At 65.0% G+C, this 24,150-nt stretch carries 24 protein-coding genes; 17 read left to right on the forward strand and 7 right to left on the reverse strand.

The window, feature by feature from the left end:
* Positions 1-3: 3 nt before the first annotated feature.
* Genes pcaB through pcaH form a run of 3 tightly spaced genes read right to left on the reverse strand, consistent with a single transcriptional unit; the run spans position 4 to position 2,611 of the window.
* Complete coding sequence (pcaB, locus tag ASF04_RS17570; RefSeq protein ID WP_056144339.1) at positions 4-1,380, reverse strand: 3-carboxy-cis,cis-muconate cycloisomerase; 1,377 nt, start codon at positions 1,378-1,380, stop codon at positions 4-6.
* Between the two features lie 12 nt (positions 1,381-1,392).
* Positions 1,393-1,908: a hypothetical protein gene (locus tag ASF04_RS17575; RefSeq protein ID WP_056144343.1), complete on the reverse strand. Its 516-nt coding sequence runs from the start codon at positions 1,906-1,908 to the stop codon at positions 1,393-1,395.
* A gap of 10 nt (positions 1,909-1,918) precedes the next feature.
* Positions 1,919-2,611: a protocatechuate 3,4-dioxygenase subunit beta gene (gene pcaH, locus ASF04_RS17580; RefSeq protein ID WP_056144345.1), complete on the reverse strand. Its 693-nt coding sequence runs from the start codon at positions 2,609-2,611 to the stop codon at positions 1,919-1,921.
* 131 nt (positions 2,612-2,742) lie between these two features.
* Here pcaH and ASF04_RS17585 point away from each other — a divergent pair, with 131 nt between their 5' ends.
* Positions 2,743-3,519 (forward strand): IclR family transcriptional regulator C-terminal domain-containing protein, encoded by a 777-nt coding sequence (locus ASF04_RS17585; RefSeq protein ID WP_056144348.1) that lies wholly within the window; start codon positions 2,743-2,745, stop codon positions 3,517-3,519.
* On the opposite strand, the gene ASF04_RS17590 is transcribed toward ASF04_RS17585, so the two are convergent.
* Complete coding sequence (locus ASF04_RS17590; protein ID WP_056144744.1) at positions 3,511-4,422, reverse strand: helix-turn-helix domain-containing protein; 912 nt, start codon at positions 4,420-4,422, stop codon at positions 3,511-3,513. The two genes, ASF04_RS17585 and ASF04_RS17590, sit on opposite strands and share 9 nt — an antisense overlap.
* A gap of 124 nt (positions 4,423-4,546) precedes the next feature.
* Between ASF04_RS17590 and ASF04_RS17595 the strand changes: the two genes are divergently transcribed.
* Entirely contained in the window at positions 4,547-5,716 is a 1,170-nt protein-coding gene (locus tag ASF04_RS17595; protein WP_056144351.1) for a 4-hydroxybenzoate 3-monooxygenase, read from the forward strand.
* Between the two features lie 187 nt (positions 5,717-5,903).
* A complete protein-coding gene (locus ASF04_RS17600; RefSeq protein WP_056144354.1) occupies positions 5,904-6,659 on the forward strand; it encodes a Crp/Fnr family transcriptional regulator in 756 nt (251 codons plus the stop codon).
* Positions 6,660-6,696: 37 nt separating this feature from the next.
* Here the strand turns inward: ASF04_RS17600 and ASF04_RS17605 are convergent, their stop codons facing one another.
* Entirely contained in the window at positions 6,697-6,897 is a 201-nt protein-coding gene (locus tag ASF04_RS17605) for a hypothetical protein (protein ID WP_056144357.1), read from the reverse strand.
* Positions 6,898-7,059: 162 nt separating this feature from the next.
* On the opposite strand from ASF04_RS17605, the gene ASF04_RS17610 reads away from it, so the two are divergent.
* Both ASF04_RS17610 and ASF04_RS17615 read left to right on the forward strand, forming a co-directional pair.
* Positions 7,060-8,070 carry a fatty acid desaturase gene (locus tag ASF04_RS17610; protein WP_056144360.1) on the forward strand — a complete coding sequence of 337 codons (1,011 nt, stop codon included), beginning with the start codon at positions 7,060-7,062 and terminating at the stop codon, positions 8,068-8,070.
* The gene (locus ASF04_RS17615) at positions 8,039-8,809 is read left to right on the forward strand and encodes a phosphate/phosphite/phosphonate ABC transporter substrate-binding protein (RefSeq protein ID WP_056144363.1); all 771 of its coding nucleotides are present in this window, start codon (positions 8,039-8,041) and stop codon (positions 8,807-8,809) included. The genes ASF04_RS17610 and ASF04_RS17615 overlap by 32 nt, the downstream gene beginning before the upstream one ends.
* On the opposite strand, the gene ASF04_RS17620 is transcribed toward ASF04_RS17615, so the two are convergent.
* Together ASF04_RS17620 and ASF04_RS17625 are read right to left on the reverse strand one after the other, a co-directional pair.
* Positions 8,799-9,755: an aliphatic sulfonate ABC transporter substrate-binding protein gene (locus ASF04_RS17620; RefSeq protein ID WP_056144367.1), complete on the reverse strand. Its 957-nt coding sequence runs from the start codon at positions 9,753-9,755 to the stop codon at positions 8,799-8,801. The genes ASF04_RS17615 and ASF04_RS17620 overlap by 11 nt on opposite strands.
* A gap of 113 nt (positions 9,756-9,868) precedes the next feature.
* On the reverse strand, positions 9,869-10,300 hold the full coding sequence (locus ASF04_RS17625; protein ID WP_056144370.1) for a type II toxin-antitoxin system HicB family antitoxin: 432 nt from the start codon (positions 10,298-10,300) through the stop codon (positions 9,869-9,871).
* A 295-nt stretch (positions 10,301-10,595) separates the two neighbouring features.
* Between ASF04_RS17625 and ASF04_RS17630 the strand changes: the two genes are divergently transcribed.
* The 12 genes from ASF04_RS17630 (at position 10,596) to ASF04_RS17685 (ending at position 24,119) form a co-directional block, all read left to right on the forward strand.
* A complete protein-coding gene (locus tag ASF04_RS17630) occupies positions 10,596-12,158 on the forward strand; it encodes a flavin monoamine oxidase family protein (RefSeq protein ID WP_056144373.1) in 1,563 nt (520 codons plus the stop codon).
* 27 nt (positions 12,159-12,185) lie between these two features.
* Positions 12,186-12,683 carry a RidA family protein gene (locus tag ASF04_RS17635; RefSeq protein WP_056144375.1) on the forward strand — a complete coding sequence of 166 codons (498 nt, stop codon included), beginning with the start codon at positions 12,186-12,188 and terminating at the stop codon, positions 12,681-12,683.
* A gap of 24 nt (positions 12,684-12,707) precedes the next feature.
* Positions 12,708-15,056, forward strand: coding sequence for a TonB-dependent siderophore receptor (locus ASF04_RS17640; RefSeq protein WP_056144378.1), 2,349 nt, complete (start codon positions 12,708-12,710; stop codon positions 15,054-15,056).
* 59 nt (positions 15,057-15,115) lie between these two features.
* Positions 15,116-16,030, forward strand: coding sequence for a LysR family transcriptional regulator (locus ASF04_RS17645; RefSeq protein ID WP_026637376.1), 915 nt, complete (start codon positions 15,116-15,118; stop codon positions 16,028-16,030).
* A 248-nt stretch (positions 16,031-16,278) separates the two neighbouring features.
* Positions 16,279-17,106, forward strand: coding sequence for an ABC transporter permease (locus tag ASF04_RS17650; protein ID WP_056144381.1), 828 nt, complete (start codon positions 16,279-16,281; stop codon positions 17,104-17,106).
* A gap of 3 nt (positions 17,107-17,109) precedes the next feature.
* A complete protein-coding gene (locus tag ASF04_RS17655) occupies positions 17,110-17,985 on the forward strand; it encodes an ABC transporter ATP-binding protein (protein ID WP_200931106.1) in 876 nt (291 codons plus the stop codon).
* A gap of 15 nt (positions 17,986-18,000) precedes the next feature.
* Positions 18,001-19,239, forward strand: a complete 1,239-nt coding sequence (locus ASF04_RS17660) for an acyl-CoA dehydrogenase family protein (RefSeq protein WP_056144384.1) — start codon at positions 18,001-18,003, stop codon at positions 19,237-19,239.
* Positions 19,236-20,345, forward strand: coding sequence for an LLM class flavin-dependent oxidoreductase (locus ASF04_RS17665; RefSeq protein WP_056144387.1), 1,110 nt, complete (start codon positions 19,236-19,238; stop codon positions 20,343-20,345). Before ASF04_RS17660 ends, ASF04_RS17665 begins: the two co-directional genes overlap by 4 nt.
* Before the next feature lie 59 nt (positions 20,346-20,404).
* Positions 20,405-21,349, forward strand: coding sequence for a D-isomer specific 2-hydroxyacid dehydrogenase family protein (locus ASF04_RS17670; RefSeq protein ID WP_056144390.1), 945 nt, complete (start codon positions 20,405-20,407; stop codon positions 21,347-21,349).
* A 17-nt stretch (positions 21,350-21,366) separates the two neighbouring features.
* Positions 21,367-22,236: a class II aldolase/adducin family protein gene (locus ASF04_RS17675; RefSeq protein ID WP_082488829.1), complete on the forward strand. Its 870-nt coding sequence runs from the start codon at positions 21,367-21,369 to the stop codon at positions 22,234-22,236.
* A gap of 23 nt (positions 22,237-22,259) precedes the next feature.
* Positions 22,260-23,072 carry a TonB family protein gene (locus tag ASF04_RS17680; protein ID WP_056144391.1) on the forward strand — a complete coding sequence of 271 codons (813 nt, stop codon included), beginning with the start codon at positions 22,260-22,262 and terminating at the stop codon, positions 23,070-23,072.
* A 39-nt stretch (positions 23,073-23,111) separates the two neighbouring features.
* Entirely contained in the window at positions 23,112-24,119 is a 1,008-nt protein-coding gene (locus tag ASF04_RS17685; RefSeq protein ID WP_056144394.1) for an ABC transporter substrate-binding protein, read from the forward strand.
* The last annotated feature ends 31 nt before the right edge of the window (positions 24,120-24,150 follow it).

Here is a 24,150-nt window from a genome sequence, read left to right on the forward strand (position 1 = left end):
TACTCACTTGGAAAAATGGTGGATGTCGTCGCGCAGGCGGCGCAACTGTTCCTGCGCCAGCTTGTGCGCCGGTGCGGTGGCGGCGACGGGGTCGAACAGGGTGCGCAGGTGCGCCAGGTCGATGGCGGCTTGCAGTTGCGGGTCGGCGGCAATCGCCTCTTCCAGGACGTCGGCCAGGTGACGCCCGCTGGTCAGCGATTCGCCCGTCATTTTTTCCAGCAGCGCGTGGGCGGCGGACTTGCCGATGGTGGCGGCCAGGTAGCTCGACGCGGCCTCTGCGAACACCAGCCCTTGCAGGCTGTCGATATTGCGGCGCATGCGCGCGGTGTCGATGTGCAGGCCGGCGAACGCTTCGTCCAGCGCCTGCAAGGCGCCGTGCGCGCTCAGGAACAGCCCGGGCCACTCGGCCAGTTCGGCCTGCCAGTTGCCCAGGCCCCGTTCGTGCTGCTGTCCCATGGCGGCCAGCAGCGCGGCGGCGTGTTGCGGAGTGCGGGTGGCGGCGGCCAGCGCGATCATCGCCGAGACAGGATTGCGCTTGTGCGGCATGGCCGACGAACCGCCCCGGCCATTGCCCGAAGGCTCGGCCAGTTCCGCGATCTCTCCTTGCGCCATCAGGCTCAGGTCTGTTGCCAGCTTGCCCAGGCTGCCCGTCAGTACCGCCACTTCCAGGCCCAGGCGCACCCATTCGTCGCGCTGCGTGTGCCATGCCGCGTCGGCCAGGCGCAGATCGAGCGCTTGCGCCATGCGGGCGCCCACGGCGGCGCCTTGCTCGCCCATCACCGCCAGCGTGCCCACTGCGCCGCCCAGTTGCAGCTGCAAGGCGCGCTGCGCGCATTCGCGCAAACGCGCGCGCGCGCGCACCAGCGGCGCCAGCCAGCCGGCAAGCTTGAAGCCGAAGCTGGTCACCTGTGCCGGCTGCATCAGGGTACGCGCCAGCACCGGCGTGGCCAGGTGTTCTCCAGCCAGCAGCAACAGGCGGCCGGTGAGGTCGTGCAGGCCGTCGTCGAGCAGTTGCAGGGCGTCGCGCGTGGCCAGCACCATGGCCGTGTCGATCACGTCCTGGCTGGTGCTGCCCCAGTGGACCTTGGCGGCAGCTTCCTGGTCGTACAGGGCCACGGTCCTGGTCAGCTCCTTGACCAGCGGGATGGCCAGGCTGCCGGCGCGGCGGCCGGCGGTGATCAGGGCGGGGATGTCGTACAGCTGGGCGTTGCACACGCCGGCAATCGCCCGCGCAGCCGATTGCGGCAGCAGGCCTTCGTCGGCCTGCGCCTGCGCCAGCGCCTGCTCGAAACGGAACATGCCCTGCACGATGGCCGCGTCGTCGAACACGGCGATCATGTCGGTAGTGGTCAAAAAGCTGTCGAAGATCGATACACTCACTGCGGCTCCAGGCTAAACGTAGTCGAAGAAGGCGGTTTCCATGTCGCCTTGCATGCGGATGTCCCAGCGATACTGGCCGTCCGATGTTTTCGTTGCGAGCAGGGTGGGGCGGCGCGTGGCCGGCACCTGTTCCAGTATCGCCGATTTTGCCAGCTCGGCGTCGTCGGCCAGGAACACGGCGGTGAACTGGTGCTTGACCAGGCCGCGCGCGAACACGGTAACGTAGGCTACCGGCTGGCCGGGCGCCAGCGCGATATCGGCCAGGGTAAAGGTGAAGCCGCCCTGGTCGTCGCTGGGGATGCGGCGGAAGGCGGGAATATCGCGCGCTGCTTCCACTCCGGCAGCGCCGGGCTGCCAGGCCTCGATCTGGGCATCGTTGATCGGCACGCCGTCGCCATCGTAGATGGTGCCGGCAATCGTGATGCCGGCGGCTGCCGCGCTGGCGACAGTGCCAAGCTCCACCGCCCACTGCCACGCTTCGTGCGAGAACGGACCGATGGTTTGGGAGGTTGTGATAGGTGTGGTCATGTGGTGCTCCTCAGATGCCCATGGGCGTGGCGTTGCGTCCGCGCAGGACGATATCGAATTCGTAGCCCAGCATCTGGTCGCTCACCGTCTCTTCGAGACTGAAACGCGAGATCAGGCGCTGGCGCGCGGCCAGGTCGGGAATGCTCTGGAAGATCGGGTCGAAGTCGAACAGCGGGTCGCTGGGGAAGTACATCTGCGTCACCAGGCGCTGCGCATACACATTGCCGAACAACGAAAAATGAATGTGGGCGGGACGCCAGGCCTTGTGGTGGTTGCCCCACGGGTAAGGGCCCGGCTTGATGGTCACAAATCGGTAGCGGCCTTCGTCGTCGGTCATCATCTTGCCCCAGCCGTTGAAATTGGGGTCGAGCGGCGCATCGTGCTGGTCCTTCTTGTGGCGGTAGCGGCCAGCCGCATTGCATTGCCAGACTTCGACCAGCGAATTGCACACCGGTTTGCCGTCTTCATCGACCACGCGGCCGGTGACCACGATTTTTTCGCCCAGCGGCGCGCCGTCGCCTTGCGCGGTCAGGTCGGCGTCGAACGGCAGCAGGATGCGCGGGGAGGGCGCGATGTTTTCGCTTACCGGCACTGGCGCGTTGATGCGCAACGCCGGCTGCAAGGGGCCGCGCTTGAGCGTGGATTTATACGGTGGATAAACGAGTTCGGGATAGACGCCCGCGGCGATGGTGTCGAATTTCACAGCTGTCTCCTTGGTGTTGGTGCCAACGATGTTAGGCAAAGCACCCCCCTGCGACAAGACACCTGGTGCGTGCTATATTCGACATGCGCACGGTTTGTGCGCATAGCGCCCAAATCCGCATTTATCTGCCTATGACAACCGACATCGACGACAATCCCAGCCCGCGCGACCTGGTGGGCGGCCTGGAAAAAGGGCTGCAAGTGATCCAGGCATTCGACCAGGAACGCAGCCGCCTCAGTATCGCGGACGTGGCCGCGCACACCGGTCTCACGCGCGCGGCGGCGCGGCGCTATCTGATCACGCTCACGCACCTCGGCTATATGCGGCACGAGAACAGGCTGTTTTCGCTGACGCCGATGGTGCTGCGGCTTGGTCAGTCGTACCTGCATTCGGCGCGCTTGCCGCGCCTGGCGCAGCCGCTGTTGTACCGGCTGGCGTATTCGCTGGGCGAGGCGTCGTCGGTGGGCATCCTCGATCACGACCAGCTGGTGTGCGTGGCGGCGGTGAGCGCCGGCCAACTGGTCTCGAGCACGCTGCAGCCGGGCACCCGGGTGCCCGCGTGGTGTACCGCCAATGGCCGCATGCTGCTGGCCAGCCTGCCGCCTGCGCAGCTGGACGCCTACCTGGAGCGCGTGCAGCCCGAACAGATCACCGAGCACACCGTCGTCAGCAAGGAACGCCTGGCGCTGGAGATCGCCCGCGCCCGCGCCCAGGGTTACGCGCTGGTGGACCAGGAGCTGGAACTGGGTCTGCGCACGCTGTCGGTCCCGCTGCGCAATTTCCGCAACGAGGTGGTGGCGGCCATGAACATCAGCGTCCACGCGGGCCGCATGCCGCCGGGCGAGATGGTGGAGCGCTGCCTGCCGGCGCTGGTCAAGATCCAGGTTGAACTGAACGCGCTATTGTGACGGCACGCGCAGCCGGAACGCCTTCGGCGTCACGCCCACGCGCTTCTTGAACAGGCGGCTGAAATACGCGGGGTCCTGGAACCCCAGCTCGTAGGCGATGCTGGCAATGCTGGCCGGGACGTAGGTGAGCTTGCGGCAGGCTTCGAGCACCAGCCGGTCCTGGGCGATGTCGAACGCCGATTTGCCGGCCAGCTTGACGCACAGGCGGTTCAACCGGGTGGGCGTGGCGCGCAGTGCGCCGGCATAGTCGGCCACCTGCCATTGGTCCTTGTAGTGTTGCTCAACCTCGGCGCGAAAGCGCGAAAACAGTTCGAAGTCCAGGCGGCCCGACTGGTCGGCGATGCGGTGCTCGGCGTGCACGCGCACCAGCAGCAGCAGCACGCAGCGCGCCAGCCAGTCGAGCATCAGGGTGTGGCCGTGCTGCGGCCAGGTCGCCTCGGCCAGCAACTGCTGCAGCAGCACCTCCAGGCGCGCGCGCATCTCGGGCAGGGCCGCCAGGTCGATCGCCAGCGGCGCCATGAACAGCGACGCGTACAAATCGGCCTGGTTTTCAGCCGCCGAAAACACCACGTTCTGGTCCACCGTCAGCACATAGCCGTGCGCCTCGGGCGCGAAGTCGAAGCCGTGGGCCACGGCCGGGTTGATGGTGATGACGGTCGGTCCCGTGCACTCCCACACCTGGTCCTCCACCCCGGCGTGCACTTCGCCGCCGAACAAAAAAAGTACCTGAAACATGCCCGGATGCGTGTGGCGGTCGATATGCCAGTCGTACACGCGGCTGCGGGTTTCGATCAGCTCGATATGCACGGATTCGGCGTTTTCCGCCCGTGTTTGCTCACCGTACAGGGCGAAGCGCGGAATTGCGGCGGTGGTGGTTTCAAGTAGCGGCGCAGTCTTGGGCATGGCGGGTGCGGTAGGAGGTCTGTCGAAATAGTACAAGTTTTATGCGCTTTCCTCCATGTTTTTTCTGCCGGTGCGGCGCTACGATGCAGCCATAACACTTCAAACAACAACCCGGAGACACACCATGCATACCCAGGTAGCCATCATCGGCGCCGGCCCCGCCGGCCTTCTGTTATCCCATCTGCTGCACTTGCAGGGCATCGAATCGGTCGTCATCGAATCGCGCTCGCGCGACGATATCGAGGCGACCATCCGCGCGGGTGTGCTGGAACAGGGCACGATGGACATCCTCAACGAGTCCGGCGTCGGTGAGCGCATGCGCACCATCGGCGCGCTGCACCACGGCGTGGAGCTGTCGTTCGACGGCAAGCGTCACCGCATCGACCTGACCGAGTTGACGGGCAAGGCGATTACCGTCTATCCGCAGCACGAGGTGATCAAGGACCTGGTGGCGGCGCGCCTGGCGGCCCAGGGCCAGATCCTGTTCGAGGTGTCCGGTGTGGCGCTGCATGGCGTGGAGACCGACAAGCCGTCGGTCACGTTCATCCATCGCGGCGAGGAGGCCCGTATCGATGCCGATTTCATTATCGGCGCCGATGGCTATCATGGCGTGTCGCGTGCGTCCATGCCGGGGCAGGAGCAGCGCCGCGACTTCCAGCGCATCTACCCGTTTGGCTGGTTCGGCATTTTGGTGGAATCAAGCCCGTCGTCCGACGAGTTGATCTACGCGCAGCACGATCGCGGTTTTGCGTTGGTCAGCACACGGTCGCCAACCGTACAACGCCTATACTTCCAGTGCGACCCGAAAGACCATGTCGATAACTGGTCCGACGACCGCATCTGGTCCGAACTGCACGCCCGGCTGGAAAACAACGATGGCTGGAAGGTCAACGAGGGCCGCATCTTCCAGAAGGGGATCATCGCCATGCGCAGTTTCGTGTCCACGCCGATGCAGGCAGGGCGCCTGTTCCTGGCCGGCGATTCGGCGCACATCGTGCCGCCCACCGGCGCCAAGGGCATGAACCTGGCGGTGGGCGACGTCAAGCTGCTGGCGCGCGGGTTCGAGCAGTTCTACAAGCAGGGCAGGGATGCGCTGCTGGCCGGTTACACCGACGATGCGCTCAGGCGCATCTGGCGCGCCGAGTACTTCTCGTGGACCATGACGCGCCTGCTGCACACGTTTGCCGACGCCACGCCGTTCGAGCGCGAGATGCAGAGGGCGGAACTGGCCAATATCGTCTCGTCGCGGGCAATGGCCACGGCGCTGGCGGAAAACTATGTCGGTGACTTCTAGTAGCAGGTTTCCGCCCGGGTGATCCGGGTAGGACTGGTCTTACGCTGTGTTATGTTCCTAACCTACATTAGGCGTGTAGGTGGTCCTATAAGGTAGCGAACATAGCGGGGATATAGTGTTGTTCATCAGCCGGCACTTGTAAACAGGCGCCGGCAGCAGACAACAACACTATTCGAAGAGGCCCGCCATGTTCCACGTTACTCAAACTTCCGTCTCCGCCAACACCATCGGCAACGCAGCTCGCACCATCGCGACGGAAGCTTCTGCTACCGTGAGCCTGACCGGCGCTCAACAGAACGAGCTGCTGCGCGCCCTGTCGCGCGAAGAGCTGATCGCCATGTTTGCCGACCTGGAACTGGTTCCGCTGCAGGCCGGCAAACACCTGTTCGACATCGGCGACAAAATGGACTACGCCTTCTTCCCGACCAACGCCATCATCTCGCTGCAATACGTGACCGAAGAAGGCGGCGCCACCGAGATCGCCGTGGTCGGCCGCGAAGGTGTGGTGGGCGTGTCGATGTACGAGACCGAACGCGCCAACTGCTCGGCCGTGGTGCAAACCTCGGGCTACGGCTACCGCGTTCGCGCCTCGGTGCTGCGCAATGCTTTCTTTAGCGGCGGCGCCCTGGCCCAGCAACTGATGCGCCACACCAGCGCCCTGTTCGCCCAACTGGCGCAAACCGTCGCCGGCGTGCGTCACGGCAGCATCGAACAGCGCCTGTGCCGCTGGTTGCTCGAACGCCTGGACCGTTCGCTGTCGAACGAACTCAAAGTAACTCAGGAAATGATCGCCAACATGCTGGGCGTGCGCCGCGAAAGCATCACCTGCTCCGCCGGCAAGCTCCAGGAAGAAGGCCTGATCGTTTATCGTCGCGGCACCGTCACCGTCATCGACCGCGCCGGCATGGAACGCCGCGCCGGCGGTTGCTACACCCCTGCATAATCCTCGTTTGCACTGAACCGCCCGGTACCGGTGCGGCTCAGTGCAGATAGCGTGGCGCCTGCTGAAGCTGATCCAGCTTGCGCTGCACCACCTGGTACCAGGCGTTGGCCCAACGCGAAGCCCTCACCGATTCTTCCACCGTAGCAGCGGACATGGTCCGCTGCACGGCCACCATCTGCCGATGCAGAGCGTAGGCCGCTGGGGGATGCTTTTTGACGGTGCTGTGCGAGGTATCCATGGGTTGATTCTGCCCCCGCTCCGATTTCCCGGCTGTACGCTGCCTCACCTTGGTTGATCTGAACGAGAATACGTAAATCGCATAACGATGAATGTTTTCATTCGTTTTCCAAGTTTGCGACCATCTCTATACTTGATCCCGTAGCAGTTCGCGGAGGTCAGGATGGTTGGGCATTATGCAAGGTCGGAATATCTCGATAGTCTTCAGCGCGCCGAAGTGGCATGCGAACGCGCCCGCCCCCTGTGGCGTGCCGAGTGGCCCACCTGGCTGCTGATTGTGGCGATCTACGGCGGCTGGCTGCTCACGCTGGCCAACTGGCGCGTATTGGGTCCTGTCCCGGCAACGCTGCTCTTGATCTGGTGGAGCTCCTGGTACATGTCGCTCCAGCATGAGCTGATACACGGCCATCCTACGCCGTGGCCATCGGTGAATCGCCTGTTCGGCCATGCACCGCTGGCGATCTGGTATCCGTACCGCCTGTACCGCGACAGCCACCTGGCGCACCACGTCGATTCGCATCTGACCATGCCGGCGCTCGATACCGAGAGCCAGTACATCTGCCCGCGCGAGTGGGCGGGCATGAGCCGGCCGGTGCGGCTGGTGTACTGGTTCAACAAGACGTTCTGGGGCAGGGTGCTGGTGGGGCCGGCGCTGGCCATCGGCGGCACCTTGTTCGAGGCGGTGCGCCAGCCCTGGCGCGGCGACTGGCGCTACGTGCCGATGTGGCTTGCGCATATCGCCATGGTGGCGGCGCTGCTGTGGTGGATCTGGTCCGCGTTCGGCGTGCCCTCGTGGTGGTACCTGCTGGCGATATCGTACCCGGCGCAATCGCTGGCCATGGTACGCTCGTACCACGAGCACCGCCCTGCGCAAGACCACAAGCAGCGCATCGTGCTCAACGAAGCAGGGTGGTTTTTCCGCCTGCTGTTCCTCAATAACAATCTGCACCTGGTGCACCACGACCTGCCGTCGTTGCCATGGTATTTGCTGCCGCGCGTGTACCGCGCCAGGCGCGATACCTACAACGCGCGCAGCGGCGGCTTCCACGTGGACGGCTACGGCGAATTGATGCGCCGTTACGGTTTCACCGCCATCGACGCGCCGGTGCATCCCCTCATGCCCCAGCATTCCTTGACCGATCATGCACTGGAAAACCGCGCTGCCCATGTATAACGTCTCGCCCCGTTTGCAGCAGGGTTACGACACTCTGCTCGCGGTGCTGATCGATGAAGCCGGGGTGCGCGCCATGCCGGACCATCCTGCCTCCCTGATCGATTTCTGGCGCCGGCCCGACCTGCTGGTGAGCCAGACCTGCGGTTACCCGTATGTCACCCAGCTGCGCGGCCAGGTGCAGTTGCTGGCCACTCCCGCCTACGACTTTCCCGGTTGTGACGACTGCGATTATTCGAGCGTGATCGTCACCCGCACCGGTAACGGCATCGCCAGCCTGGAACAGGCGCGCGGGCGCGTGGCAGCGATCAACGACGCCCACTCCAACAGCGGCATGAACGCGCTGCGCCATGCGGTGGCGACATTCGCTGGCGGCGGCGAGTTCTTTGGCGCGATAAAGTGGTCGGGCAGCCATGCGGCCAGCCTGGCGCTGGTGGCAAGCGGCGATGCGGACATCGCCGCCATCGATTGCGTTACCTATGGCTATATCGCGCAGGAGTACCCGGAGCGGCTGCGCGCGATCTCGGTGCTCGACTACTCGGCGTCTGCGCCGGGGTTGCCGTTTATCGCGGGCGGGCAGGTGCCGGCGCACTTGGTGGAGCGCTTGCGGGCGGCGTTGTTATGGCCGAGTGCGCGGCTGCGATCGGCCATGGATGTTTTGCGCATCAAGGGTTTCGATTATCTCGACGATGCGGCGTACGACCGCATCGCCCGGATGGCTGGCGCCGCGCTTACAGCGTAGCCTTGCCGTTCCACAGCGGGACCGCCGTCGCATCGAGCTTGCGCGGCAGCAGGCCTTCGTTGTGGAAGGCGTCGGCGATGCGCTGCTGTTCGGCCAGCGCGCCCTTGACCACCAGCCGCACTTCGTAGCTGCGGCGGCCGTTGGCCAGTTCCACGGTTTTCGCATCCAGACCCCACGCTGGCGCCAGCAATTCTGCCGCTTCCTTCGGTGACTGCTTGACCCATTTTCCGGTCTTGCGCAGCGCTTCGAATACCACTGCCAGCACATCGGGGCGCGCCTGCGCATACGCGGTGGAAGCCAGGTAGTAGCGCTGGTAGTCGGCGACGTTGCGGCCATCGGCCAGGATGCGCACGGTGGACTGGCGCTGCACGCCGGCCAGGTACGGGTCCCACGTGACCCATGCAGCCACGCTGCCGCGCTCGAAGGCGGCGCGGCCGTCGGCCGGCGACAGGTAGGCCGGTTCGATATCCTTGAAGCGTATGCCCGCTTCTTCCAGCGCCGCGATCAGCAGGTAATGGCTGCCGGCCGCCTTGGTCACCGCGATCTTTTTTCCTTTCAGTTCCGCCACGCTGGCAATCGGCGAATCGGCGCGCACCACGATGGCCTGCGCCGAGGGCGACGGCGACTCCTGGGCGAAATACGTCAGCTGCGCGCCGGCCGCCTGGGCGAACACGGGCACCGTATCGGCCACGTCGGCGCTCAGATCGACACCGCCGACATTGAGTGCTTCGAGCAGCGGCAGGCCGCTGGAAAACTCGTGCCAGCTCACCTTCACACCAAGCGGCGCGAGGTCCTGCTCCAGCTGCCCGCGCACCTTGAGGATGGTGAGCAGGGTGGACGATTTCTGATAACCGATGCGTAGTAGGGATGCGGGCTTTTGCGCGAACGAAGCCAATGGCAGCAAGGCGATGGCGGTGAGCAGGGTACGACGGCGCAGCAAGGTCATGACGACTCCAGGTAGGGTGGTGGTCGCATTCTAGGGCGCTGCGCGGGGTGGCGGGAACGAATGGTTTCGCGTTTGTTGCGTCGCTATTCGTATAAGGGCATGCAATGCTTCGTTCAGGTTTTCCGCTTGATGGTCCGTTTGACTTTGGGCTTGGCCGCAGCGACGGAATGCGCCGGGCCATCGGGGATTGCTTGTGGCAGACTGAAGCCCGAAACGACATTGACGAAAGCATCGAGCGCACGCACGACCACATCGTTCAAGGACGAGTTGTCGGACACCGCACGCAACACTGCGGCCTTGTGCAATGCTGGAGGGATGCGGACATTGAATTGTCCCTTGAGCGGAACCTCTGGCTCGCGGCCGAGCGCAAGACATGTGTCGAGGTAGTCGTCCACCGCAGCCTCGAATTCCTTTTGGATGTCCGCAATCGACACAGACTGGAATGTCACGAGGTCACGGACGAAAAGAATTTTCCCTCGGCAAACCCCACCTTCTAGGTCGAGTTCGACACTTCCTTCGTAACCTTTGTATTTCAGAATATTCATATCCTAATCCTTGATGAATCCATGTGCGCGCAAATGCTTGGTCATGGCTCATCACCGCGAGTTTCATGTAACTGGATTTTAGTTACTTTTCTGATTAATGCAAGCGTAAGCTGCCGCTTTGGATATCTTGGCTCCGGCTATTGGCTCCGGCAACGCCAGCAATACCGGATCGGGCGAGAAAAATCATGAAAATACATTATTCTCAAAGAACATATTTAATTATGATAAATAATTAGTTCTAGCATAATTATCGACAGCATAAGATCGTTCCAACTTGATCATTCGTGGAGCTCTTATGCCTGTCAGTCGTCGCAATTTCCTGGTTCAACTTGCCGCCAGCAGCGGCTATGCCGCCGCTGCCGCCATGACCACGCTCGGTCTCGGCGCTGCCACGGTCGTTGCGGCGGCAGGTCCGGCGCCGGTGCTGCCGCAGCTTGCGCCTGGCTCCGGCAAGGGCAAGCGGGTGCTGGTGCTGGGGGCGGGGATTGCCGGGCTGGTGTCGGCGTACGAGCTGCGCAAGGCCGGATACGAGGTACAACTGATCGAAGCGCGCGACCGCGTGGGTGGCCGCAACTGGACCATCCGCGACGGTACCCGCATCGTTTACACCGATGGCAGTACGCAGGTGGCGCAGTTCGAGCCGGGCCACTATTTCAACGCCGGGCCGGCGCGCCTGCCCAGCCATCACCAGGCCATTCTCGGTTACTGCCGCGAGTTCGGCGTGCAGCTCGAAGCGGAGGTCAACACCAGTCGCAGCGCCTACTTCCTGCCCGACCCCGCCCGCGGCGACAAACCGATCCAGCTGCGGCGCGCCATCAACGACGCGCGCGGCCATATCGCCGAGTTGCTGGCCACGTCGGTGGGCAAGGGCGCGCTTGACGACGAACTCAGTGCCGCCGACCGCGCCAAACTGGTCGAGTTCCTCAAGGTGTATGGCGATCTGACGCCGCAGGGGCAGTTCAAGGGCACCGAGCGCTCCGGCTACAAGGTCTTTCCCGGCACCGCCGACCAGGTGGGCGAGCGCCAGGAACCGCTGTCGCTCGATGCGCTGCTCGACCCCGACCTGTGGACGTCGCTGATCTTCGACGAGCTGCTGATTTTTCAGCCCACCATGCTGCAACCGGTGGGCGGCATGGACCGCATTCCCGCCGCGTTCCACGAACGCCTGAAAGACGCGGTACGGCTGGGGACTGAGGTGAAATCCATCCACAACCAGGCCGACAAGGTGGCGGTGGTGGTGCGCGACCGCGCCAGCGGCAGACAACAGACTCTCGATGCCGATTTCGCCATCGTCACCTTCCCGTTGCCGGTGCTGGCAAAAGTGGAGAACAACTTCGCGCCCAACGTCAAGGCGGCCATCGCCAGCGTGCATTACGACACGGCCAGCAAGATCGCCTGGCAGGCCCCGCGCTTCTGGGAGCTTGATACGCAGATTTACGGCGGCATCTCCATCGTCAAGCACGAGACAGGCCTGATCTGGTACCCGAGCGGCGGCTACCACCAGCCGACCGGCGTGCTGGTGGGCTGCTACAACATCGGCCAGGTGGCGCGCGACTTCACCGCCAAGCCGCTGGCCGCGCAATTCGCCTCGTCGCGCGACGTCATCGACCGCGTGCATCCCGGACGTGGCGCCGCGCTGCACCACCCGGTCAGCGTGGCCTGGCACAAGGTGCCCTACAGCCTGGGCTCCTGGGTGCACTGGGCCACGCCGGCCGAAAAGGAATACACGCTGCTCAACCAGCCCGACGGCCGCGTGCACTTCGCAGGCGAGTACCTGAGCCAGATCGGCGCCTGGCAGGAGGGCGCGGTGCTGTCGGGCCACCACGCCGTCGCCGCCATCGCTGCCCGCAACGCATAACCATCCACCCTTGAAGAAAGCCGCACCATGAAAACCTCCATCCTGCTCGCCAGTCTGCTGATCTCTACTGCCACCATTGCGAATGCCCAGCAAATCAAGCGCACGCCGATTCCGAATTCGAATTTCCCGATTTCGGTGGCCGTCACCGTGCCTGCCGGCGCCGACACCATTTATCTCAGCGGCGTGCTGCCGGACGTTGCCGATCCTACAGCCGCCAAGGGCACGCCGGCCGCCTATGGCAACACCGAGACCCAGACGCTGTCGGTCCTGCGCAAGCTGCAGGCGGCGCTGGCCAACGAGGGCTTGAGCTTTGCCGACGTGGTGTCGCTGCGGGTGTTCCTGGTGGGCGATCCCAGGCTCGATAACAAGCTCGATTTCACCGGCTTGAACAACGCCTTCGGCCAGTCGTTCGGCACCGCCGCCCAGCCCTCGAAGCCGGCGCGCACCGCGCTGCAAGTGGTGGCGCTGCCGCTGCCCGGCGCGCTGGTGGAAATCGACCTGGTCGCCGCCCGCGTCAAGAATTAACCCTTACAGTTACCGGAGCCCTGCATGAAGCCATCCCGTACCAAATTAGCCATCGCCATCTCCTTGCTGTTTACCGCCGCACCCGTGTTGGCGGAAGACGCCGCATCCCCCATCATGGTCCAGGATGTGGTGGTCACCGGCACCCGCGACATCACCCGCTCGGCCGCCGAGAGCCTCAGTCCCATCGATGTGATCAGCGCCAAGGATTTGCAGCGCACTGGCCAGACCGACCTGCGCGACGCACTGGTCAAGCTGCTGCCGTCGATTAACCGCCTGGCGCAAGCTGGCGACGCCGCCAATCTCACCAGCGCGCTCACGCTGCGCGGCCTGAGCCCCAACCACGTGCTGCTGCTGGTGAACGGCAAGCGCCGACACACCACCGCCAACATCAGCGCCGACCCGGGCGCGCAGCAGGGCGCCACGCCGGTCGATATCGACCTGATTCCCGTGAGCGCGGTCGATCACATCGAGGTACTGCGCGACGGCGCCGCCGCCCAATACGGTTCCGATGCGATTGCCGGCGTGATCAACGTCATCCTCAAATCATCGAGCCAGGGCGGCACGCTGACCGCCACCAGCGGCCAGTACTACAAGCGCGACGGCTTTACCCTGGGCGGCGCGGCCGACGTGGGCCTGCCGCTGGGCGCGGACGGCTTCGTGCACCTGAGCGCCGAGTACCGCCGCCACGAACACAGCGTACGCAGCGGCCCCGATGAGCGTACCGGCGGCTACGACAACCGCACCCTGGGCGACCCGCGCATCCGCCGCGAATCGTTCAGCGCCAACGCCGGCATCCCGCTCGGGCCAGACGTGGAACTGTATGCATTCGGCACCGCCGCCCACCGCGCCGGCGCCACCGTGCAGAACTTCCGCCTGGCCTCGCGCCTGCCGCAGGTGTTCCCGAACGGGTTCAGCCCCGTCGAGACCAGTAACGAAACCGATGCCGCGCTCACCGCCGGCATCAAGGGCACCGACCTTGGCGGCTGGCGCTGGGACCTGAGCGCCAGCTATGGCAGCGACAACGTCAAGATCGGCATGAACGATTCGGCCAACACGGACCTGTACGCCGCCACCGGCGCCACGCCGACGAGCTTCCACCTGTCGAAATTCCACAATATCCAGCAGAGCGCCAATGGCGATATCGCCCGCTCGTTCGAGACCGGCGTGCTGCCGGCCGCACTAAGCGTGGCGCTGGGCGCCGAGTACCGGCGCGAGAGCTACGAGATCGGCGCCGGCGATCCGGCCTCGTACTTCGGCAGCGGTTCGCAAGCTTTGCCCGGCCTGTCGCCGGTCAGCGCCGGCAAGCACTCGCGCAACATCAGCGCGGCGTACCTCGACCTGTCCACCAAGCTCACTAAACAGTGGGAAGCGGAAGTGGCGGCCCGCTACGAGCGCTTTTCCGACGCCGGCAGTACCCGCAACGCCAAGCTGTCCACGCGCTACGAGTTCGATCCGCGCTACGCCATCCGCGCCACCGGCAGCACCGGCTTCCGGGCGCCGTCGCTGGCGCAGTCGTATTACACCAGCCTGGCCGTCTCGCCCACCACTGCCGGCGGCCAGCTGGCAGTGAATTCAAATGCCGCCCGCACCCTGGGCGCGGCGCCATTAAAACCGGAAAAGTCACGCAGCTACAACCTGGGCCTGGTGGCGCAGCCCATCGATAAACTCAACCTGACGCTGGACGCGTACCACATCGAGATCCGCGACCGCATCGTGCAGGGTGGCACCTATAGCGGCGCGGCCGCGATCAATGCACTGACCGCCGCCGGTATCGCATTGCCCACCGGGCTGTCATCGGTAAGCGCCAGTTATTTTGCCAACGGGGTGGAAACGCGCACGCGCGGCGTGGACCTGGTGGCGGGCTACCCGGCCGATTTCGGCAGCGCCGGCCGCATCGACTGGGACTTCAGCGCCAACATCAACGACAGCAAGGTGACAAAGATAGCCAATGACCGCAATGGCCGCCCGCTGCTCAACGCCCAGCAGGTTGGCTACCTGACCACGTCCACGCCGAAGAATAAATTGATCGTCGGCGGCACCTGGAGCCTGGACCAGTGGAGCGTGACCCTGCACGCCACCCGCTACGGCAAGACCGAGACCGAGGCCACTTTCTATTCGGGGCCGAACATCTATTCGACGTCGGTGTTCAACCACATCGAAAACAAGCCGAAGACCATCACCGACCTCGAAGTGCGCTACGCGGCCACGAAGAATCTGCAACTGGCCGTGGGCGCCAACAACCTGTTCGACGTGTATCCGACCGAGACGCCGGCCGCCAGCCGCTACCTGGGCGTGTACCGCTTCGACACGTCGGCGTCGCAGATTGCCTTTAACGGCGGCTATTACTACGTGCGCGCCAACTACAAATTCTGAATCTGAAACGATACTGCTAAGATGGCGCCTGATACCGCATGCCTTACACCGAAACCCTTATGAAAATTGATGACATCAGCGCCTTCGTGGCCGTGGTGCGCAACCAGAGCATCAGCGCCGCTGCCGACGCGCTGGGGCTTACCCAGTCGGCCATCACGCGCCGCGTGCAAAACCTGGAGCAGGCGCTGGGCGTGGAACTCCTCGACCGCAGCGTCAAGCCGCCCAAGCCCAGCGCCATGGGCAAGCAGGTGTACGAGCAGTGCGCCAAGGTGCTGCTGGAGGTCGAGCGGCTGCGCGACCTGGTGCAGGAAGACCATGCACCCACCGGCGTATTCCGCATCGGCGTGATCCAGACCATCGGCGACGTGGTGCTGCTCGATACCCTGCAAAAGCTCAACCAGGCCTTCGATGGCCTGCACACGGAAGTGGCGTCCGGCTGGGGCGCGCAACTGGTGCAGCGTGTGGACAAGGGCGAGATCGATGCGGCGGTGGCGCTGTTCCCGGCCACCAAGGTGCTGCCCGACGGTCTGCGCGGCCGCACGCTGGGCCGCATCGAGCTGGTGGTGGTGGCGAAAAAAGATGCGCTGTCGCGCCGCGCCTACAAGCTGCGCGATATTTTCGGCCAGGGCTGGGTGCTCAACCCGGACGGCTGCGGCTTCCGCGCCGGGCTGGCGCGCGCGCTGGCCGAGCAGGGGCTGTCGTTCAAGATCAACCTCGAGACTTTCGGCACCGACCTGCAACTGGGGTTGGTGGCCAACGGTGTGGGGCTGGGCCTGATGCCGCGGCCGATCCTTGAGCGCAGCCGCCACCGCGCACAGCTCGACATCGTCAACGTCACCGACTTCAAGCCGGTGCTCGATATCTGGCTGGTGCAGCCGCTGCAACCGGGGCCGGTGCAGCATGCGATCGATCTGTTTGCGGAATCGGTGGAGCAGGCGTTTGCGGCAGCGCCTTTGAAAATTGTGGCGCGCTGACCACGTATAACGATATACAAAATAGCGGCTTAGTAAATGGGCCCCGCTTACCTAGAATGGTGGCGGGGTCTTTATTTGCGCTCGTCACTTGTTTGCGCAGTTTGCGTAATGCGCATGGTCAGGCCTCAGGATTATTCCAGAAAATCATATATCAATAGTCGAAACAATTAGTTCTATCATAATCATTTGCTTTCTATACTAGGTTTCATCGGCTGCACAGCCCTCGATAACCAGCACAGGAAAGCACAATGTCGGTACTCACTCCCGCCTGCAACGCCTCGCCGCCCGGTACCCGCCGCTGGGCAATCGGCAAGACCATCACGCCCCTAGTCAAGCGCGCCATCGGCCCGCTGGTGATGCTGGTAATCTGGGAAATCGCTTCGCGCACCGGCGTGCTGCCGGAGCGCATCCTGGCCGCACCGTCGCAAATTTTTGTCACCCTCGGCGAGTTGATCGCGTCCGGCGAAATGGGCAGCAACGTGCTGGTATCGCTGCAGCGCGTGTGCACCGGCCTGGCCGTCTCGCTCACGCTAGGCACCGCGCTGGCGCTGATCGCCGGCCTTACGCGCCAGGGCGAAATGGCGGTCGATTCCACCATGCAGATGGCGCGCACCTTACCGTTCCTGGGCCTGGTACCGCTGTTCATCCTGTGGTTCGGCATCGGCGAGTTCACCAAGATTGCACTGATCGCGTTTGCCACCACGTTCCCGATGTACCTGACCTTGTACAGCGGCATACGCGGCATCGATTCCAAGCTGGTGGAGGCAGCGCGCCTGTTCGGCCTCTCGTACCCGCAGCTGATCGTGCACGTGATCCTGCCCGGCGCGCTGCCGTCGTTCCTGGTGGGCCTGCGCTACTCGCTGGGTGTGAGCTGGCTGTCGCTGGTGGCGGTGGAGCAGATCAACGCCACGGCGGGCCTGGGCTACCTGATCAACAACGCCCGCGACTTCATGCGCACCGACGTCATCGTCGTCTGCCTGCTGGTCTACAGCCTGCTGGGCCTGGCCACCGACCTGCTGGTACGCGCCATCGAACACTACGCGCTGGCCTGGCGTCCGACTTTTATCAAGGATTGATTCATGCAGACCATACCACTCGATCTGCCCGGCGCTCATTTGCGTAACGATGTGTGCAATGAAGCGGGCGGCCGGCCGCAGGTGCAAGCCGTGCCAACCCCGGTCACCACGGATACCCAGGTGCGCGCACGCCAGCTGACCAAGCGCTTTGGCGACAACACCATCCTCGATCAGCTCGACCTCGATATCCGCCCCGGCGAATTCGTCGCGCTGCTGGGCCGCAGCGGCTCGGGCAAGACCACGCTGCTGCGGGCGCTGGCCGGCCTCGATCGCATCACGTCCGGCACGCTCGACGTGCCGCAAGCCCGCGCCGCCGTGTTCCAGGAGCCGCGCCTGATGCCATGGAAGCGCGCCTGGCGCAACGTCACCCTCGGCTTGAACATCGACCAGCCGCGTGAACGCGCCAACCAGGCGCTGGCCGAAGTAGGGCTGGCCCACCGCGAATACGCCTGGCCGGCCACGCTGTCCGGCGGCGAAGCGCAGCGCGTGGCGCTGGCCCGGGCGCTGGTGCGCGAACCGAAGCTGCTGCTGCTTGACGAGCCGTTCGCCGCGCTCGATGCGCTGACCCGTATCCGTATGCACCAGCTGATCCTGGCGCTGTGGCGCGAACACCGGCCGTCGGTGCTCTTGGTGACCCACGACGTCGATGAAGCGGTGCTGCTGGCCGATCGCGTGCTGGTGCTGGAAAAGGGCCGCATCGTCTCCGACATCGCGATTACCCAGCCGCGCCCGCGCAGCGCCGAGCGGCCCGAGTTCCAGCGCGTGCGCGCCCAGTTGCTGCAATTGCTGGGCGTGGAGATCGAAGCGGCACCCGAACCGGTAGCCCCGGTGCCCACGCCAGTCCACACCCCGTTCAACTTCAGCAATTTTTCGATTTAATCGAGCGTTCCGACCATGCCTACCTCCGTCCTCCGCTTACCTACCGCAGACCACACGCAGCAACTGGACAGCCCGGAATTTGCCGCGCTGCTGGACACCTTGACGGCGGAATTCGCCGCCACCGCTGCCGACCATGACCGCGATGCCAGCTTCCCGCACGCGAACTTCGAACGCCTGCACCAATTGGGTCTGCTGGGCCTGACCGTGCCGCGCGCCTTGGGCGGCCTTGGCGCCGACCTGGCGCAGACCACGCGGGTTGTTGCGGCCGTGGCGCGCGGCGAGCCGTCCACCGCCCTGGTGCTCACCATGCAGTACTTGCAGCATGCGTCCGACCGCAAGGCCAAGTGGCCGCAGCACCTGCTTGATCGCGTGGTGCGCGAAACCTTGCGCGACGGCGCCCTGATCAACGCGCTGCGGGTGGAGCCGGAACTGGGTACCCCGGCGCGCGGAGGCCTGCCCAACACCATTGCCCGCCGCACGCCGGAAGGCTGGCGCATCAGCGGCCGCAAGATTTACTCGACCGGCATTCCGCGCCTGACCTGGCTCGGCGTGTGGGCCCGCAGCGACGATGCCGAGCCGCTGGTGGGCAGCTGGCTGGTGCGGCGCGATACGCCGGGCATTACCGTGATTGAAAACTGGGACCACCTGGGCATGCGCGCCACCGGCAGCCACGAAGTGGTGTTCGACAACGTGCTGGTACCACTCGACCATGCGGTGGATGCGGCGCCCGCCGGCGCCGCGCCGGACCTGGAACCTGCGCTGCTGCTGTGGATGTCGGTGCTGCTGTCGGCCATTTACGACGCCGTGGCCCGTTCTGCCCGCGACTGGCTGGCAACCTGGCTCGAAGAACGGGTGCCGGCCAACCTCGGTGCGCCGCTGTCCTCCTTGCCGCGCTTCCAGGAAGCGCTGGGCCAGATCGATGCCTGGCTATTCTCCAACCGCGTGCTGATCGACGCCGCCGCCAATGGCTCGATCGCGTCCAAAGACGCGTTCCAGGTCAAGTACCTGGTGACCAACCAGGCCATTCAGGTCGTGGAAAAGGCCATCGAATTGAGCGGCAACCCCGGCCTGTCGCGCACCAATGCGCTGCAACGCCATTACCGCGACGTGCTGTGCAGCCGCATCCACACGCCGCAAAACGACACCATCCTGGTCAATGCCGGCCGCGCGGCGTTTGCTGCGAGCGCGGCCAAAAAAATATCTCCCGCCGGCGGCGCCGGCTTATCTTCAATCACTGCAAAGGAAGCATCATGAGCATCGAATTCATCGGCTTTAGCGCTACCCAGGAAGTCTCCGAAACCGTGCTGCCGCAAGGCCCGGTCGTCAACAAGGCGTTCCTCGGCGCGGTGGCCCGCGCCCACGAATACGCAGGTTTCGACCGCGTGCTGGTGGCGCACAGCAGCGCCTCGGTGGACGGTTTCCAGGTGGCGTCGTACATCGCTTCGCAAACCGAGAAGCTGGGCATCCTGCTGGCCCACCGTCCGGGCTTTGTCGCCCCCACGCTGGCGGCGCGCCAGTTTGCCACGCTCGACCACTTCAGCGACGGCCGCCTGGCGGTCCACGTCATCAGCGGCGGCGACGACACCGAGCAGCAGCGCGACGGCGATTTTCTCGACCACGGCCAGCGCTACGCCCGCACCGACGAATACCTCGACATCGTCAAGCAGACCTGGTCGTCGAGCGGCGCCTTCGATCACGAAGGCCAGATCTACCGCCACAAGGGCCAGAACGCCGGCGTGCGCCCGGTGAACGGCCACAGCGTGCCGGTGTACTTCGGCGGCTCGTCCGACGTTGCCATCGAGGTGGCCGGCAAGCACGCGGACGTGTATGCGCTGTGGGGCGAATCGCTGGCGCAGGTGGGCGAGACGATTGCCCGCGTGCGTGCAGCCGCCGCCAAGTACGGCCGCGCCGACAAGATCCGTTTCAGCCTGTCGCTGCGGCCGGTGCTGGCCGAGACCGAAGAAAAGGCATGGGCCAAGGCCGACGCCATCCTCGCCGCCGCCACCGAGCGCGTGGGCCGCAACGACCACTTCAGCCGCCGTCCGCAGCAACCGCAAAACGTCGGCTCGCAGCGCCTGCTCGACACGGCCGCGCAGGGCAAGGTGGTCGATGAGCGGCTGTGGACCGGCATCGCTGCGCTGACCAAGGCGGCCGGCAATTCGACCGGCCTGGTAGGCACGCCGGAACAGGTGCGCGATGCGCTGCTCAAATACTGGGAACTGGGTGTGACCACCTTCCTGATCCGTGGCTTCGACCCGATCACCGACGCGCTGCAATACGGCCGCGAACTGATTCCGCTGGTGCGCGCTGCCGTTGCCGAGCGCGAAGCGCAGGACCAGTCCCAGCGCCTGGCCGCTTAAGTCATACAGTCACACAGTCATAAAGTCACACAGTCATAAAGTCACACAAGGAGAAGCACATGAGCGATGTCATCGTAGCCAGCCAGTTCGATCCCAAGGTCAATGCCTTGCTGGCGCAGCGCGCTGGCTTGGCCGTGGTCGATGTGCCACCGGGCCCATTGACCGCGCTGCCGCCGGGCGCAGACGTGGTGTTCGCGCTGCCGGCGCCCAAGGGCCAGTCCCTGCTGCACACGCCCGCGCCCAGCGGCTGGCAGGACGTGCGCTGGGTGCAGCTGGCGTCGGTGGGCATCGACTATTACCCGGACTGGCTGTTCAACGGTCCGGTGGTGACGTCGGCGCGCGGTACCGCGTCCGTCGCGATTGCCGAATACGTGCTGGCGGCGATCTTCACTGCCGCCAAGCGCGTGCCGGAGATCTGGCTGGAGCAGGCCGGCGACTGGCGCCGCCTGTCGCTGCGACTGGTGCAGGGCACCACCCTGGGCCTGTATGGCTTCGGCTCCATCGGCCAGGCGCTGGCGCAGCGCGCGCTGGCGCTGGGCATCAAGGTGGTGGCGCTGCGCCGCTCAAATGCGCCGTTCGAAGTGGAGGGCGTGGAGCGGGTGGCCACTTTGGAGGAATTGATCGCGCGCGCCGACCACCTGGTATTGGCCGCGCCATCGACACCGGAAACGCGCCACGCCATCAACCGCGCCACCCTCAAGCACGCCCGGCCCGGCCTGCACCTGATCAATATCGCGCGCGGCAATCTGGTCGATCACCAGGCACTGCTCGATGCACTGAACGAAGGCGCGCTGGCGCTGGCTACGCTGGACGTGACCGACCCCGAGCCGCTGCCGGCCGGCCATGCGTTCTACGGCCACCCGCGCGTGCGTCTCTCGCCCCATATTTCGCCCAGCACCGAGCAGATCGTGCCGGCGCTGATCGACAAGTTTTTGCTGAACCTGGACCGCTTCCGCAGCGGCGCTCCCCTGACCGACGTGGTGGATACCGCGCGCGGCTACTGAACAAGAAGAGGATCATTATGAGCAGCCCATCCCCCCTGCATTCCGCGCCGCTGTCGCGCCCCCATTTGCGTACCGTCGGTAAAGCGGTGCCGCGCCCGGCCATCCACAACGCCCCGCGCGACGCCAACGGCAACATCATCTTTGCCGAACCGCCGCCACCGCCGACCCTGGAAGCGCAACGCCAGCACCGCAAGGAGCGGCTGGCCGTGTCGTTCCGGCTGTTTGCGCGCTATGGCTTCGACATGGGCGGCGCGGGCCACATCACCGCGCGCGATCCCGAGTTCCCGGACCATTTCTGGGTCAATCCGGCCGGCGTGTACTTCGGCCACGTGCGGGTATCGGACCTGATCCTGGTCAGCCACGACGGCAAGGTGGTGGAGGGCGACGGCCTGCTCAACCGCGCAGCGTTTGCCATCCACTCCGAGCTGCACAAGGCGCGCCCGGACGTGATCGCGGCGGCCCATTCGCACGGCTTGTACGGCAAGGCCTTTGCCGCCCAGGGCCGCCTGCTCGACCCGCTCACGCAGGACTCGTGCGCCTTTTACGAAGATCACGCAATCTTCTCGGACTTCAGCGGCGTAGTGCTCGATACCAGCGAGGGCGAGCGCATCGCCCAGACGCTGGGACCGCGCAAGGCCGTGATCCTGCAAAACCACGGCCTGCTGACCGTGGGTTCCTCGGTGGAGTCGGCCGTGTGGCGCTACATCTCGTTCGAGAATGCGGCGCAGGCGCAGTTGCTGTCCGAGGCAGCCGGTCCCACCAAGCCGATTCCGCACGAGGTGGCGCGCCACACTGCCGGCCAGATCGGGTCCGACGCCGGCGGCTGGTTCAGCTTCCAGCCGCTGTGGGACGTGATCACGCGCGAAGAGCCGGACCTGTTCGATTAATCGTTTTCAAAAAGGGGAATCCAATGTCCAGCGCCACACTCTCTCTGCGCGACCGCTACCCGGCACAAGCCGCACCTGTTATCCAGGCCGATGCAGTCGTCGTCACACCTGCTGCCAACGACAGTTTTGTGACCTCGTATCCGGTCCTTGGCGACGGCGGCGCGCGGGCCTGGTGGCGCCGGCCCGGCGCGGTCGTCTCCATCGTGCTCCACGGCGTGGCAGCGGTGGCGATCTGGAACTTCAGCAGCACGGTCATCAAGGCGCCGCCGCCACCGCTGGTGGTGCAGCTGATCCACCTGCCGCCGCCCAAGGAAATCACGCTGCCCAAGCCGGAGCCGCTGCAGCAAAAGACCCTGGCGCCGCCGCTACCCGTGGTGCAGCCGGTGCCGGTACAAAAAATAGTGCCGGTGCCGCAGGAGACATTCACGCCGCCGGCGCCTGTGCCAGTTGCCGCCGTTACCACGCCGGCACCGGTCGCGCTAGCACCCGTGGCGCCGCCGGCACCCCCGGCACCCGTGGCCCCGGCGGCGCCGCGCCAGATCAGCACTGATGGCATCCCGACCGACTACGTGAACCAGGTCTACGCCCGCATCAACAGCAGTACCGATTACCCGCGCGAAGCGAAGATGCGGCGCCAGCAGGGCAAGGTCGGTTATCGGCTGACACTGAGCCCCCAAGGCGCGCTGCTGTCGTTCGATATCGACTCGTGCGGCATCCCGGCGCTGGACGAGGCGGCGCGCGAGGCTATCCGCCGGGCGGCGCCGTTCCCCAAGCTGCCCGACCTCGGTGGCGCCAGCTACCTGCTGGCCGGGAATATCGTTTTCAGGATTAACTGAGCAAGCACCAACACCTCTCAACTCGTACAGGCGGTAGCTATGGATTCGAAGGCATCGAAGGGCGGCGCTCGTCGTCAATTTCTACAACGTTCCGCCAGACTGGGCGCGGCGGGCGGCATCGCCGCGCTGTTCGGCGGCTGGAGCACCGGCGTGCGCGCCAACGCGGTCCAGGCCCGCAATGCTTTTCTGCGCGTGGGCACTTACAAGGGCGGCGACTCGTATTACTTCAAGGAGGCGGGCGTGGACCAGATCCCGTACCGCACCCAGTTGGCCGAATTCGCGGCCGGTAACCTGATCGTGGAAGCGCTGGCCGCCGATTCGCTGGACCTGGGCGGCATGAGCGAAATCCCGCCTATCTTTGCCGCCGCCAGCGGCGCCAAGATGAAGGTGGTGGCGGTGCTGCGCGGGGATGTCAACAACCAGGTGGTGCTGGTGCCGAAGGGTTCCAAAATTGCCGATCCGGCCCAGTTCAAGGGCAAACGCATCGGCTATGCGCGCTCCACCACGTCGCACTACTTTCTGATCAAGCTGCTCAAGGAAAACGGCTTGACCTTCAAGGACATCGAACCGGTAGCGCTGGCGCCGCAGGATGCCTTTGCGGCCTTCAAAAGCGGCCAGCTCGATGCCTGGGTGATCTTCGGCCTGGTGGTGGAACTGGCCAAGAGCCAGGGCGCGCGCGTGCTGCGCACGGCCGACGGCTATTTGTCCGGAAACTACGTGATCAGCGCCGCCACCAAGGCCATCGCCGATCCGGTGCGGCACGCGGCCATCGGCGACTACCTGCAACGCATCTCGAAGGTGTACGACTGGATCAACCGCAATCCGCAGCCCTGGTCCGCCAAGAGCGGCCAGATCGCGGGTGTGCCGGCGCAGTACTTCCTCAACCAGGTGAGCCAGCGCAGCCAGCCCTACAAGCTCACCGCCATAGACGACGCGGCCATCGCCTCGCAGCAGCAGGTGGCCAACGTGTTTGCCGATGCGGGCTTGCTGGCGCGCCGCATCGACGTGCGCCCATTGTGGGACCGCAGCTTTTCAACCTATCTGTAACCAATACATCCAAACAAGAGGGAATTACGGC

Origin of the sequence: Duganella sp. Leaf61 (genome assembly GCF_001421905.1) — a bacterium.
In the GTDB taxonomy this organism is placed as follows: Bacteria; Pseudomonadota; Gammaproteobacteria; order Burkholderiales; family Burkholderiaceae_D; genus Rugamonas; species Rugamonas zoogloeoides.

Excerpts from the sequence above, each read along its gene's own strand:
- ASF04_RS17655 (WP_200931106.1), top strand. The coding sequence starts at position 17,110 with ATGCAGACCATACCACTCGATCTGCCCGGCGCTCATTTGCGTAACGAT.
- ASF04_RS17665 (WP_056144387.1), top strand. The coding sequence starts at position 19,236 with ATGAGCATCGAATTCATCGGCTTTAGCGCTACCCAGGAAGTCTCCGAA.
- ASF04_RS17610 (WP_056144360.1), top strand. The coding sequence starts at position 7,060 with ATGGTTGGGCATTATGCAAGGTCGGAATATCTCGATAGTCTTCAGCGC.
- ASF04_RS17575 (WP_056144343.1), bottom strand. The coding sequence starts at position 1,908 with ATGACCACACCTATCACAACCTCCCAAACCATCGGTCCGTTCTCGCAC.
- ASF04_RS17635 (WP_056144375.1), top strand. The coding sequence starts at position 12,186 with ATGAAAACCTCCATCCTGCTCGCCAGTCTGCTGATCTCTACTGCCACC.
- ASF04_RS17675 (WP_082488829.1), top strand. The coding sequence starts at position 21,367 with ATGAGCAGCCCATCCCCCCTGCATTCCGCGCCGCTGTCGCGCCCCCAT.
- ASF04_RS17685 (WP_056144394.1), top strand. The coding sequence starts at position 23,112 with ATGGATTCGAAGGCATCGAAGGGCGGCGCTCGTCGTCAATTTCTACAA.
- ASF04_RS17590 (WP_056144744.1), bottom strand. The coding sequence starts at position 4,422 with ATGCCCAAGACTGCGCCGCTACTTGAAACCACCACCGCCGCAATTCCG.
- ASF04_RS17625 (WP_056144370.1), bottom strand. The coding sequence starts at position 10,300 with ATGAATATTCTGAAATACAAAGGTTACGAAGGAAGTGTCGAACTCGAC.
- ASF04_RS17605 (WP_056144357.1), bottom strand. The coding sequence starts at position 6,897 with ATGGATACCTCGCACAGCACCGTCAAAAAGCATCCCCCAGCGGCCTAC.
- ASF04_RS17620 (WP_056144367.1), bottom strand. The coding sequence starts at position 9,755 with ATGACCTTGCTGCGCCGTCGTACCCTGCTCACCGCCATCGCCTTGCTG.
- ASF04_RS17600 (WP_056144354.1), top strand. The coding sequence starts at position 5,904 with ATGTTCCACGTTACTCAAACTTCCGTCTCCGCCAACACCATCGGCAAC.
- ASF04_RS17640 (WP_056144378.1), top strand. The coding sequence starts at position 12,708 with ATGAAGCCATCCCGTACCAAATTAGCCATCGCCATCTCCTTGCTGTTT.
- ASF04_RS17595 (WP_056144351.1), top strand. The coding sequence starts at position 4,547 with ATGCATACCCAGGTAGCCATCATCGGCGCCGGCCCCGCCGGCCTTCTG.
- ASF04_RS17585 (WP_056144348.1), top strand. The coding sequence starts at position 2,743 with ATGACAACCGACATCGACGACAATCCCAGCCCGCGCGACCTGGTGGGC.
- ASF04_RS17650 (WP_056144381.1), top strand. The coding sequence starts at position 16,279 with ATGTCGGTACTCACTCCCGCCTGCAACGCCTCGCCGCCCGGTACCCGC.
- ASF04_RS17630 (WP_056144373.1), top strand. The coding sequence starts at position 10,596 with ATGCCTGTCAGTCGTCGCAATTTCCTGGTTCAACTTGCCGCCAGCAGC.
- ASF04_RS17670 (WP_056144390.1), top strand. The coding sequence starts at position 20,405 with ATGAGCGATGTCATCGTAGCCAGCCAGTTCGATCCCAAGGTCAATGCC.
- ASF04_RS17645 (WP_026637376.1), top strand. The coding sequence starts at position 15,116 with ATGAAAATTGATGACATCAGCGCCTTCGTGGCCGTGGTGCGCAACCAG.
- ASF04_RS17615 (WP_056144363.1), top strand. The coding sequence starts at position 8,039 with ATGCACTGGAAAACCGCGCTGCCCATGTATAACGTCTCGCCCCGTTTG.
- ASF04_RS17680 (WP_056144391.1), top strand. The coding sequence starts at position 22,260 with ATGTCCAGCGCCACACTCTCTCTGCGCGACCGCTACCCGGCACAAGCC.
- ASF04_RS17660 (WP_056144384.1), top strand. The coding sequence starts at position 18,001 with ATGCCTACCTCCGTCCTCCGCTTACCTACCGCAGACCACACGCAGCAA.